A 14,032-nucleotide genomic window follows, 5' to 3' on the forward strand; every position below is an offset into this window, starting at 1 on the left:
GCTCACCACGCGTTTTTGACGAACTGCCGATCCATCAGGAGGTCAACAAGCTCTTGAGCTTGTTGCCGTATTGACTCAGCGACTTTGCGGTCAGCATCTCGTAGTGTGTGCTGTCAACCACATGAGCGGAAATCGCACCGGAAATGTACGGTTGCCAGTTGCCAAGACGGGTCTTGGCAGCCCGTCGCTCTCGCAATCTCCTCCACCAGGGTCCCATGCCCAGGCCGCCGCCGTCTTTCAGTTTTGGCGCGGCGGAAAACATCACCATATCGCCATCGAATGCATCGGGCGTGTGTTCTGCGAGGCACTGCTGATTTACACCGACGCTCTGGATCATGAACTCCAGCAGCCATTGAGCCGGGGAAGTAAGCTTGGCCCCCCGGCGCCGAATGAGCATCTCAGCCTGTCGATAAGCGAGCAATTTCCAAGGAGCAGGGATCGCCATATTGTTGGTCTGCAAAATGTATCCCAGAACGCGACCCTCGGCGACGCGGCGATTCCTTCCGATGATTCGTCCAACACGCTTCGTAAATCTGTTTCTGCTCAATGTGGCATCTATCAACACAAGGTGCCGGATGTCACATCCTCGTTGCTGAAGCTCTACCGCAAGAGCCTGGGCGGCTACGCCGCCGAAAGACCAACCGAGAATCCGATAGGGACCATTCGGATAAAGATCTTGCACCCGGTTTGCATAACTGACCGCCATGCTTCGGATCGAGGCGAATTCAACGTCCAGATCTTCCGGTATTTGATTGATGCCAACGATCGGACCATCAACGTAATCACCGAGAGCACGGTATTGCCGGCTCATCCCGAACCCGTCGTGGATACAAATCAAAGGAATTCCGGAGCCCTCTTTGAGAACCTCGACAGGGGCCACTTGCTCTGCATTGTCGTCAACCGCGGACACCTCATGGTCGAGGCACTCAGCCAACCGACCGACTGTGGGCGCGCCGAACAGATACCGTACCGGTACGTCGCGGCCGAGTTCCCGCTGCAGTCGCGCACAGACTTGAGTGGCTGTCAACGAATCTCCACCGAGGGCGAAGAAGTCGTCGTCGAGGCCGACCTGCCCGAGTCCCAGCACATCGGCGAAAGCCTCGCCGATCGCCTTCTCGACCACGGTCTGCGGCGCCCGGAAGACGGCACTGGCGAACAACGGTTCTGGCAACGACTTACGGTCGATCTTGCCTGATGTGGTGAGAGGAAACTCCTCGACGACGATGATCTGGGTCGGCACCATGTATTCGGGCAAGCGGTCAGCCAGCCACTGCCGGACTTCGTTGACCTTGCCGTTGGCGTCGGGATCGTTGGAGTACGAGGTGCGCTGCTGGTTGCGGACGGCCGGCAGATACAGATCGGTCTGTACCGGAACGGATACACCACCGGTGGTTGCCGTGTAGATCGCGTCGACCGTACCCGGCTCAGCACCCCAGGTGACCACGGTCCGATATCCGAGCGCCTCACCAAGCCGATACAACTGCTCAGGCAGAACTGCTGCATCGATGTCGGCGATGTCGGCGAACGACTCACCGGCTGCCAATGCACGTTCGGCCGCCACGTCGGCGATCACCCCGGCGCGGGGAATAGCGCTGACTCGTATCATCGTCGGACGCTGACCCCGCAGTTTGGCATCCAACCCGCTCAAGCCGGCGCAGTCCGTCCATGGACAGGTGGGTACTGCGGCCAACGAACGCACCGGCGTCGGAGCCTTGTGGATGACGACGTCGTAGCGATAGCGGGACAACTCATTGTCGTATTCACCGCGCTTCACCTGGATATCCAACCCGGCCACCGACGAATGCCTGGTCGCCCACGTAGTGAAAAACTCTGGCGCCAAGAGCAATTCGGGGTCACCCAGGACGGACCGCTGCACCCGGCGGCGAATATCCTCGATATCGTCACTGCCGTTACGTGCCATCGCTACGGCGGTCTGGAATGCCCCCTGCAGGCTGTGATTGCGCACATCTCCGAGGAAGAGTTTTCCGCCGGCGGCCAGCAGCCCGAATGCGCGGTCGATCACCTCGTCCAGATAGCTGGAATTAGGGAAGTATTGGATCACGGAGTTCAGGATGATGGTGTCGAAGTAGTCCACCGGCAGTGAATCGGTGACATGCGCGGGCCGGGCCAGCAGCCGAACCCGGTACCGCCACGGAACTTTCTGCTCCTCCAGAGAATGCGCCAGCTTGTCGATGGCCACGGCCGACATGTCGGTGCCCACATAGAGCTCGCAGTGGGGGGCGACTTGAGAGAGCACAAGGCCCGAACCGGCACCGATTTCCAGTACGCGCTGAGGTTTCAGGGCCAGAATTCGGTTCACTGTCGCCGACTGCCACTCCTCCATCTCCGCGAGCGGAATCGCCTCGCCGGTGTAGCTGCTGTTCCATCCTCGGAAATCACCGCCGATCTTCGGATCCTCGAGCTCGGCGTCGTACAACTCGTCGTACATCTGCTGCCACTGATCGATGACTTCGGCATCGTGATCGGCGGTGCTGTTCTGCTCCAATGCCACGTAGGCAACCAGATGGTCGGCGGTATCGCGGTGATACACCGCCGCGGTGGCACGCCTGACCTGCGGGCACACCAGCATCGCGTTCTCGATCTCGGCGAGTTCCAACCGCTGTCCACGCAGTTTGACCTGCGCATCGGCCCGGCCCAGGTACTCCAACGTCCCCCGCTGAGCCCAGCGCACGACGTCACCGGTGCGATACATGCGCGTGCCCGGCACCGTGGAACCTCCGAAGGGGTTGGCCACGAAGCGGTCTGCGGTCAGATCGGCCCGGCCCACGTACCCACGCGCCAATGCCGGCCCGGCCAGATACAACTCCCCGACCACGCCGATCGGCACCGGCTTCAGCCGCGCGTCGAGCACCAACGCGCACACACCGGCAATCGGCGCGCCGATGTCCACAGGCCCTCCCGAAGACAACGGCGGGGTGCAGGTCGACCAGATCGTGCCCTCGGTGGGGCCGTACGCGTTGAACATCGCCCGGCCGGGCGCCCAGGCGGCCACCAACTCCGCAGGGCAGGCCTCGCCCGCGGTGATCAACGTCGTCAGTCGTCCATCCAGGTTGGTCTGGTCGAGGGTGGCCAGGACTGTCGGGGTGATCACGGCCGCATCGACGTGGGAATCCTTCACCAGAGCTGTCAGCGCAGCTCCCGCATAGGAATTCGACGGCGCCACCACCAACGCTGCCCTGGAGCCCACCGCCAACAGCACCTCGAAGACCGAGGCATCGAAGGTCGGCGCGGCCACCATCAACACCCGAGCATTCGGCCCCAAGCCGAACTCGGTCCGTTGCGCGGCCGCCACTCCCAGCACACCGGCGTGGGTGACCGCCACGCCCTTCGGCGTTCCCGTGGATCCTGACGTGAAGATCACGTATGCGGCATCGTCGGTCCGCGGCGGCGCCAGGCGCTCCATCTCCGTAATCGGGTCTTCAGACCAGGACGAGAGATCGAGGGTATCGAGACGGAGCACCGGGCACTCTCCGGTACCGGCGACGGCGTCCGCGCCACGCGTCAGCACGCATACGGCCGTGACAGCGTCGAGAACCATGGCGATCCGTTCAGCCGGATGACCGGGATCGACGGGAACGTACACACCTCCGGCCTTGAGTACCGCCCACCATGCCGTCACCAGTTCAGCCGACCTACTCATCGCCACGACGACCGCACACTCCGGCCCGACACCCGCTGCGATCAATGCCCGCGCCAACCGGTTGGACACCTGATCCAACTCGCGATACGACAGCTGCTGCCGCTCATCCACGAGTGCCGTCGCATCCGGATCAACGGCCACCGCCGCGGCCAACAACTCAGGCCCCAATCCCACCGGAGCACCCGTCTCGGCACCAGACCAGCTGTGCAGCAGCAGATTCCGCTCATCACTTTCAAGCAGTGCCACATCGCCCACCACTACCGACGAGTCAGCCGCCACCGCCTCGATCACCCGGCCGAACCAGCCCACCAACCGTTCGATACTGGAGCGGTCATACAGATCGGTGGCATAGGTCACGACCCCGGTGGCCATCGGCGCACCCGAATCCTGGTCAGGGACCTCCCTGATGTCGAAATCCAGATCAAACTTGGCGGTGTGGGTCAGCACGGTCACCGGTTCGATGACCACTCCGTCGAGAGACACATCGGGGAGCGCGTTGTTCTGGAAGGCAAGAGCCACCTGGAACAACGGATGATGCGATGTCGACCGCGTCGGGTTGAGCTGCTCCACCAGCAACTCGAAAGGTACGTCTTGATTCGCATAAGCCCCCAGTGCCTTCTGCCGAACACGATCGACGATATCGCCGAACCGCTCTTGGGAATTGACCTCGGAGCGCAACACCCATGTGTTCACGAAGAAGCCGACCAGGTCCTCCAACGCGGTATCCACCCGGCCGGCGATCGGCGTGCCCAGCGCCACGTCCTCGCCGGCTCCTGCCAGATGCATCACCACAGCCGCAGCGGCCTGCAACACCATCGACACAGTGGCATGGTGGTCTACCGCGACAGCCTTGAGGCCAGCCCACAACTCAGGCTCGATACGCAGATCGACGACGTCACCGTGATAACTCGGCACCGGCGGCCGAGGCCGGTCGGCCGGTAGCGAAACCACCTCGGGTAGGTCCGCCAACTCGTTCCGCCAGTACGCCAACTGCCCGGCGATCCGGCTGTCAGGGTCCGCCAGATCTCCCAGATGCTCCCGCTGCCAAAGGGCGTAATCGGCGTACTGCACCGGCAACGGCGTCCAGTCAGGGATCTGCCCGCCGCACCTGGCGGCGTAGGCGACTCCGACGTCACGCACGATCGGTGCCATCGACCAGCCATCAAACGCGATGTGGTGCAACACGATCCCGAGCACATGCTGCTCAGGGCCGACCTCGAAGATCTGGGCTCGGACCGGCACCTCTGCCGACAAGACAAATCGATGCCCGGCCAGCGCCACCAAACCGCCTGCGACGTCGCCTGCCGATGCCGACATGTTCTCCGCGTCCGAAGGCCTCCACATTCCGGCCCGCGCCGGCAATATCTTCTGCGAGGGCACTCCATCGATGTCCACGAACACGGTACGCAGCGACTCGTGGCGCGCGATCACATCGTCAAGCGCCGATTCAAGCGCCTGGCGGTCCAGCACACCGTTGATCCTGAACGCAATCGGCATGTTGTAAGTTGCCGCTCCGCCCTCGAACTGATCCAGGAACCATAGCCGCTGTTGGGCATATGACAACGGAATGACCGCCGGACGCTGCCGCGGGCTCAGCGGCTCACGACCGCCCGCACCCACCTTGATGAGGGGCGCGAGTTGGGCGATGGCGGGTGCATCGAACAGGGTTCGGACGGCCACTTCAGCATCCAGGCTGGCGTTGACTGCGGCGAGCAGTCGCATCGCCGACAACGAATCCCCGCCCAGGTCGAAGAAGGAGTCATCGACCCCGACCCGCTCCAACCCCAACACCTCGGCGTAGATGCCGGCGAGGATCTCTTCGGTGGGAGTCGCCGGAGCCCGGTAATGGTCACCGTCGATGTACTCCGGCGCCGGCAGCGCCCGCTTGTCAAGCTTGCCGTTGACCGTCAACGGCAAACTGTCCAGCACCACGACCGCGGCAGGCACCATATACCCCGGCAACCGCTCAGCCAACGCCGCACGCACCTGAACCGGATCAGCGGCCCCCGTGACATAACCAACAAGGCGCCTGTCGCCGGGACGATCCTCCCGCGCGATCACCGCTGCCTGCTGCACCCCGCCCACATCAGCCAAAGCCGATTGAATCTCCCCCAACTCAATGCGATAACCACGGATCTTGACCTGCTCGTCAGCCCGACCCAAATACTGCAACTGCCCATCGGCACCCCAACGCACCAAATCACCAGTGCGATACATCCGCGCCCCGACACCACCAAACGGACACGCCACAAACCGCGACGCAGTCAACCCACCACGACGCCAATACCCCACACCCACATTGCGGCCGGCGACATACAACTCACCGACCACGCCCGCGGGAACTTCCCGGAGCCATCGGTCGAGAACGAACAAGGCCGCCCCTGGTACCGGGAAGCCAACCGGTGGACACCCCGGTCCACTCGTCAACGGGGCGCTCAGCGTCACCCACATCGTTGTCTCGGTCGGGCCGTATTCGTTGATCATCACGCGGCCTGGAGCCCACCGGTCCAGCACCTCGGCTGAGCAGGGCTCACCGCCGACCAGTAATGCGATTGATCCCAAGCCGTCTGGTGACAGAGCCGCAGCCGCCGTCGGTGTCAGGCCCAGGACGTTGACTTGCTGAGCGACCAACAACTCATGGAAGTCTTCGGGCGAGCACGCCGTTTCTTCCGGGATGACGACCAGACGCCCACCGCGCAGAAGGGCATTGAAGATTTCCCAGCCCGAGATGTCGAAGCTGTATGAATGCCACTGCGACCACACCTGTTCTGAAGCCGGCGGCAAGTCAGCGGTGTCGAGGGAGTCCATGAGATGGGTTACGTTGTGGTGTGCGATGGCCACGCCCTTCGGGACGCCGGTAGTCCCCGAGGTGTAGATCAAGTAGGCGATGTCGTCAGCAGTGGGCGCGGGCAACGGAGTACCGCGCTCCGCGTCGATGCGCGGGTCGTCGACATCGATGACCGTGACATCGCAGTTGTCGAGCCGTCCGGCAAGGTTCGCCGTCGTGACGACCGCGAGCGGGGCGGCATCGTCGAGCATGAACGTGATCCGCGCATCGGGGTGCATGGGGTCGATCGGCAGATACGCTGCCCCCGACTTGAGCACAGCGACGATCGAAACGATGGCCTCGGCACACCGGTTGAACAACAGACCCACGTATCGGCCGGGCCCGGCCCCGAGGCCGATCAAACAGTGCGCCAAGCGATTCGATGCCTCATCCACCTCGCGGTAGGACATCGACCGATCCCCGCACACCAACGCAACTGCATCCGGGTCACGGAACACCTGCTGCTCGAACATCATCGGAATCGATACCGGTGACGTCGCCGTGGTCAGTACTCCCCGATTGCCCATCTCGTCGAGCCGGGTCTGATCGGGCACATCCAGCAGTTCTATCGACGACAGCGACTGCTCCGGGTCGGTGGCTATCGCCGCCAGCACCCGCTGCAACCTGTCGATCATGGATTGGATGCCGGCCGTGTCGAACACGTCGGTGCGGAACTCCACCGATCCGCCGATTCCGGCTGGTTCTCCAGTTTCGCCGAAACGTTCCCCCAGGTAGATCGACAGGTCCATTCGAGCACTATGGGTATCTGTCGGCAACGAGGTGACGTGCAGATCACCCAGGCCTGGACCGGCCGCGGTGCTGTTGTCCTGTCCGGCGAAGTTCTGCCACGCCAACATCACCTGGACCAGAGGGTGATGGGCCAGCGATCGAGTCGGCTTGAGCCGATCGACCACGATCTCAAACGGCACATCCTGGTGTTCCAGGGCCGCCAGACTGCGCGCACGTACCTGCGCCAGCACCTGAGAAAGCGTGGGGTCACCAGTCAGATCCACTCGCAACACCAAGGTGTTCACGAAGAACCCCACCACCTTGTCGAGCACGGCATCTCCGCGTCCGGCGACCGGGACTCCCACCGCCACATCAGAACTGGTGCTGAGCTTCGACAGCAGAATTGTTAACGCTGCCTGCAGCACCATGCATGTCGTCGCGTTGTGTTCACGAGCGACTTCGCGGACGCGCTGTTGCAGTTCGGCCGGCCACTCCACCGACACACTCGCGCCCCGGTGATCGGCCACCAACGGATAGGGCCGGTCGGTGGGCAATTCGAGACGCTCGGGCAATCCGGCCAACTCCCGTTCCCAATGCGCGAGCTGTCCAGAGATCCGACTATCGGGATCGGTCAGATCTCCCAGATACGCCCGTTGCCACAGAGCGTAGTCCACGTACTGCACCGGCAACGGCAGCTGCTCTGGCAGCCTTCCCGCACAACGGCTTTCATAGGCCACACAGACGTCGGCCACCAGCGGAGTCACCGACCAACCATCAGCAGCGATATGGTGCACCACCGACACCAGAACATGCTCATTGTCGTGCACGCGAAAAAGCCGTACCTGCAAGGGGATCTCTGCAGCGAGATCGAATGGTCGGCCGGCCACTTCTCCGCACGCCTCGACCAGTTCAGCTGTCGACCAGCCGCCGGCATCTACCACCCGCCAACCGAAGTCAGCTTCCTCGGCAGGCAGAACCACCTGCCGAGGAACGCCGTCGACCGAGGTGAACACCGTGCGCAGAGACTCATGACGCTCGACCACGTCGGCGAACGCCGCGCCCAATGCCGACGCATCCAACGTTCCGACTATCCGAAACGCCGTGGGCATGTTGTAAATTGCGGACGGCCCATCCAGCTGATCCAGGAACCACAGCCGCTGTTGGGCATATGACAATGGAATGACCGCCGGACGCTCCTGGGCGACCAGGGGCTCACGTCCACCTGAACCTTCTCCGACCCGTCCAGCCAGCTCCCTCACCCTCGGCGCCTCGAACACGGCCCGAACCGCAAGTGCGGAGCCCAAACCCGCATTGACCGCATTGACCAACCGAATGGCCGACAACGAATCCCCGCCCAGGTCGAAGAAGGAGTCATCGACCCCGACCCGCTCCAACCCCAACACCTCGGCGTAGATGCCGGCGAGGATCTCTTCGGTGGGAGTCGCCGGAGCCCGGTAATGGTCACCGTCGATGTACTCCGGCGCCGGCAGCGCCCGCTTGTCAAGCTTGCCGTTGACCGTCAACGGCAAACTGTCCAGCACCACGACCGCGGCAGGCACCATATACCCCGGCAACCGCTCAGCCAACGCCGCACGCACCTGAACCGGATCAGCGGCCCCCGTGACATAACCAACAAGGCGCCTGTCGCCGGGACGATCCTCCCGCGCGATCACCGCTGCCTGCTGCACCCCGCCCACATCAGCCAAAGCCGATTGAATCTCCCCCAACTCAATGCGATAACCACGGATCTTGACCTGCTCGTCAGCCCGACCCAAATACTGCAACTGCCCATCGGCACCCCAACGCACCAAATCACCAGTGCGATACATCCGCGCCCCGACACCACCAAACGGACACGCCACAAACCGCGACGCAGTCAACCCACCACGACGCCAATACCCCACACTCAATCCGGCGCCGACGACATACAACTCACCCATCACACCGACTGGCACCGGATGCAACGACGCATCCAACACGAAAAAGCCGAGGTGGGCCAATGGCAGCCCAATAGGACTGACGTCACCCCGAACGTCACCATCGACGATTTCCCGAAATGACGCGTGGACGGTTGTCTCGGTGATGCCGTACATGTTGATCAGGCGGGGCGCTGCCTGGTGGGCGTCCAGCCAACCTCGAAGACGTTGCGGCTCAAGCGCTTCCCCACCAAACACCACTGCGCGCAGTTTGAGCCGACCACCCAGCTCGGGGAACATCTCATCAGCCGACTGCAACGCACAGAATGCCGACGGAGTCTGACTCAGCAGCGTGACCTGCTCGGCAACCAACAGCTCGAGCAAGTCGACCGGCGTCCGTGTCACGGCCTCCGGCACCACCACCAATCGGCCGCCGAACAGCAACGCCCCCCAGATCTCCCACACCGAATAGTCGAAAGCCAGAGAATGACACTGCGTCCAGACCTGCCCCGCCAACCCCAGCTGGGCATCAAGGACGTGCAACAACCGCACCACATTGCGGTGAGCGATCGCCACACCCTTCGGGACACCCGTAGTCCCCGAGGTGTAGATGAAGTAGGCAATGTCGTCCGAAGCAGACATGGGCAACGGCAGCGGATCCATCGACTGCGCAGCGACACGCGTATCGTCCAATTCGACCACCGGCACATCGAACTCGGCCAAACGGCCGGCCAGAGCTCCGGTTGTCAGAGCCACGACAGGTGTCGCATCCCCAAGCACAAACTGAATCCGGGCGTCGGGATGCATCGGATCGATCGGCAGATACGCCGCACCTGATTTCAGGATCCCGAGGATGGCCACGATGGCATCCGTTGATCGCGGCAACAACACCGCAACACACCGGCCCGGCCCGGCTCCGAGGCCGATCAGATAGCGTGCCAGCCGATTCGACACCTTATCGAGTTCCGCATAGGACATCGACCGGCCGTCACAGGTCACCGCTGCCGTCTCCGGCGCACGGGCCACCTGCGCTGCGAACAGATCGGGAATGGCGGCCGACCCACTCGTCGGCGCCGTCAGTACCGCCCGATTACTCCACTCGAACAACGCATCGTGCTCGTCCTCATCCAAGAAATCGATCGACGACAACCGTCGAGTCAGATCTGCAGTCACGACGACGCCTCCCCCTGAACAGCGACAGCGACTACAGGGGCGAAGCGATGGCACGGCGCACGCATTACGGGCAGCCACTGTTCATCGGTCTGCATCGGACTCTCCCACCGCGAGTTGTGCTGCAGGCCCCGTGCCTTCTACCGGCCGGTGCACTGTTCCTGAGTCGGCCTGACAGGCAGGCTTTTCGGCCGGCTGCCCGACCAGTTCGGTTCGTTGTAGTCCAGACCGGCAGTATCGACACCGCCGCCGGCCATCACCGCCCAGCGGGCTGGCCTGTCGTCGAACGGGTCAATGCTCACCTGGTACTCCCCACCGTCGAGTCGACCAGTGAAATCGATCAAGAATCAGGTGCAACGCATCCGGCCCCACACCCCGCCGTCACGACATCTGTTTCCTGTGGCCCACTCCAGCTACTAAAACTACAGTTGCAGACAGTTAGCATATCCGCCTCCTTCCGCTCCGGAGCAAAAATCGCGGATCCGTAGACGCAACCTCCCACCAAGGCCGCTCACCCCGCAGGAATGCGCACCGCACAACTCCTTGAGCAAAGTTGACACCGAGGTCACCGACGACTCGAGAGTCAATAGGAGGCGCACCGGTCGGCTCGCTTCAACCAGCCCGGAGACACTGCGCGTCGACACGACCACCACCTGCGGAAATTTTGTGAATCAGCATGACAGTGGTGTAGTTCGATGTAGCGAAGTGAACGCGAGCGACACTTGATCCACGACCGTGCCGAACTCCCGGCCGGGGAACGATGAACTTGGAAACCTCCATCGGATGACGATTCCAGCGACGAACCTGCGCACGCGGCCCTCGAGACCTGGCCGGCACCGTGGGCACAGGTCGATTTATCTGGAATTCTCCAGTAGATCCGGAGTCCCAGACCCGGCGTCAAAATTTGCGACTGCAACCACTAGCAAATCTTTGAATATGTGCGCGCTCCAGAAATCTCCCAGCAAGAACGATGGCGGTCGCGCCGCAGGCGCCGTCTGAGGCGACTACAGCTCGGTATCCTCCTCGGAGATACCCGACGTAGGTTGATCTGTGGGGATTGGAATCGAATGTCTACACGTGTCGAGCGGTTGGAGTTCCAGGCGGAGGCTCGCCAGCTCCTTGAGTTGCTGGTCCACTCGGTGTACTCCAACAAGGACTCGTTCCTCCGGGAGCTGATCTCGAACGCTTCCGATGCCCTCGACAAGCTCCGGCTCGAAACGCTGCGGAACAAGGAACTCACCGCCGACACCTCCGACCTCCATATCGGCATCGAGGTGGGACGGGATCCACGGACACTGACGGTGTGCGACAACGGCATCGGCATGACACGCGAGGAAGTCGTCGAGCTGATCGGCACTCTCGCGAAGTCAGGCACCGCGCAGCTGCGGCAACAATTGCAGGAAGCCAAGAAAGTGGCCGATTCCGAGGAGCTGATCGGACAGTTCGGCGTCGGCTTCTACTCGACTTTCATGGTGGCGGACGAGGTCGAGCTGCTCACCCGCAAGGCCGGCGAGAGCGGGGCCACCCGGTGGGTGTCGAGCGGTGACGGCACCTACACCATCGAAGGCGTCGATGACGCACCGCAGGGTACGTCGGTAACGCTGCACCTGAAGCCTGTCGATGTCGAGGACCAGCTTCACGACTACACGGCAGAATGGAAGATCCGAGAGCTCGTCAAGAAGTACTCCGACTTCATCGCCTGGCCTGTCCGGATGCAAGTCGAGCAACACACTCCTGCCGCCGAGTCAGGTGGCCCGGACACCGTCACGGTCGAGACCCAGACGCTCAACTCCATGAAGGCGTTGTGGGCCCGGCCCAAGGACGAGGTCTCCGACGAGGAGTACCACGACTTCTACAAACACATCGCCCATGCCTGGGACGATCCCCTCGCCGTGATCTCGATGAAGGGAGAGGGCAGCTTCGAGTACCAGGCCTTGTTGTTCATCCCGTCCCACGCCCCGTTCGACATGTTCACCAGGGACGCCAAGACTGGTGTCCAGCTCTACATCAAGCGTGTCTTCGTCATGGGCGATTGCGAAGAACTCATGCCCCGTTACCTGCGCTTCGTCAAGGGCGTGGTGGATGCACAAGGCATGTCACTCAACGTCTCTCGTGAGATATTGCAGCAAGATCGGCAGGTCACCGCGATCCGTCGCCGGCTGACCAAAAAGGTTCTGTCGACAATCGCGGATCTGCAGTCCAGCAAGCCCGAGGATTACCGCACCTTCTGGACGCAGTTTGGCGCTGCCCTCAAAGAGGGCCTGATGTCCGACATGGACAATCAGGACACGCTGCTGCGGATTTCGTCCTTCACCTCCACGTTGTCCGCTCCAGAGGATGACAACGTAGTCACCACGCTGCCCGAGTACGTGGAACGCATGAAGGACGGACAGGAACAGATCTTCTACGCGACCGGACCCTCTGTCGAGCAACTCCAAAAGTCACCGCACATGGAGGCGTTCAAGGCCAAAGGGTACGAGGTGCTCCTGCTCACTGACCCGGTCGACGAAGTCTGGGTGGGCTCGGTACCCGAATTCGACGGCAAGCCGCTGCAGTCGGTCGCCAAGGGTGAGGTCGACCTCGACTCCGAGGAAGACAAGGCCGCGCATGAGGCCGTGCGAGAGGCTCAGAAGCAGGAGTTCGCCGACCTCATGGCCTGGCTGAAGGAGACACTGAGCGAACGCGTTTCTGAAGTGCGCTTGTCCAGCCGCTTGACCGAGTCGCCGGCCTGTCTGATCACCCCAACGTTCGGAATCACGCCGGCGCTGGCCCGCATGTACCGGGCTTCCGGACAAACCGTTCCGGTCGGGAAGCGGATCCTCGAGCTCAACCCGTCCCACCCGCTGGTCATCGGCTTGCGTCAGAGACATTCGGCGAGCGGCGATGATGCCGGTTCAGATCGACTCGCCGAGACCGCCGAATTGCTCTACGGCACAGCACTTCTTGCCGAAGGTGGGGTGCCCGACGATCCAGCCAAGTTCGCCGGAATACTCGCCGACCGCTTGGCCGGCACGGTGTAAATGACGCTATAGCAGCCGATTCCGGGCATTTGCTGCAATTGCCAAGTGAAACGGCGCTCAGGCTCGTACCGTACAAAAATGGGCAACGTACTCGACCTGCTCGATCAGACCATGTACGACATCAACCAAGCCACCCGATCGAACACGCTGCTGCAGTGTGTCTGGGTCTACGACCGCCCCATCGACATCGACGGGCTGCGCCGGTTCCACGGCCATCTTGTGCGGGGACGGTTGTCTCGCTGTATCGCCCGATCACCGTTGCCGTTCGGCCGCAGCCGCTGGGTAAAGGCCGACAACGTATCGGGCCTCGAGATCGTCGAGTCGGCCCGCCCGCGCGAAGAGTTCGACGACTGGCTGGGTGAGCAGGTCAACTTTCCGTTGGACTCCGAGCAGGGACCCGCATGGCACCTTGCCACCCTGCCCTTCACCGACGGCGCCGCGGGCGTGAGTTTGGTCATCTCACACTGCCTCACCGATGGTGTTGGGTTGTGGGAAGCGATGGCGGATGCCGCGCTCGGCCACGACGACCCGATCAGCTGGCCCGAGGCCGCGTCGCGCGGGCGATGGCAGGCCATCCGTCAAGACGCCGGCCAAACGGTAAGAGATATCCCTGCCATCGGCCGTGCCATCGTCGGTGCGATTCAGATGGGGCGACAAGGCCGTAACGGTGCCGCAGCCGCCGCGCCCCCCGCCGCCTTGTCATCTGAGC

2 protein-coding genes and 2 pseudogenes are annotated in these 14,032 nt (G+C 62.6%); 2 read left to right on the plus strand and 2 right to left on the minus strand.

The window, feature by feature from the left end; translation table 11 throughout:
* Window positions 1-34 precede the first annotated feature (34 nt).
* A pseudogene (locus E0T84_RS10865) lies at window positions 35-10,306 on the minus strand (amino acid adenylation domain-containing protein); the annotation flags it as partial.
* Window positions 10,307-10,443: 137 nt separating this feature from the next.
* On the minus strand, window positions 10,444-10,605 hold the full coding sequence (locus E0T84_RS10870) for a hypothetical protein (protein WP_249383611.1): 162 nt from the start codon (window positions 10,603-10,605) through the stop codon (window positions 10,444-10,446).
* Window positions 10,606-11,370: 765 nt separating this feature from the next.
* Between E0T84_RS10870 and htpG the strand changes: the two genes are divergently transcribed.
* Together htpG and E0T84_RS10880 are read left to right on the plus strand one after the other, a co-directional pair.
* Complete coding sequence (gene htpG / locus E0T84_RS10875) at window positions 11,371-13,323, plus strand: molecular chaperone HtpG (protein ID WP_138744457.1); 1,953 nt, start codon at window positions 11,371-11,373, stop codon at window positions 13,321-13,323.
* Window positions 13,324-13,401: 78 nt separating this feature from the next.
* Window positions 13,402-14,032, plus strand: a pseudogene (locus tag E0T84_RS10880) (hypothetical protein); the annotation flags it as partial.

The sequence above is a fragment of the Mycobacterium sp. DBP42 genome (genome assembly GCF_005924235.1).
In the GTDB taxonomy this organism is placed as follows: Bacteria; Actinomycetota; Actinomycetes; order Mycobacteriales; family Mycobacteriaceae; genus Mycobacterium; species Mycobacterium syngnathidarum.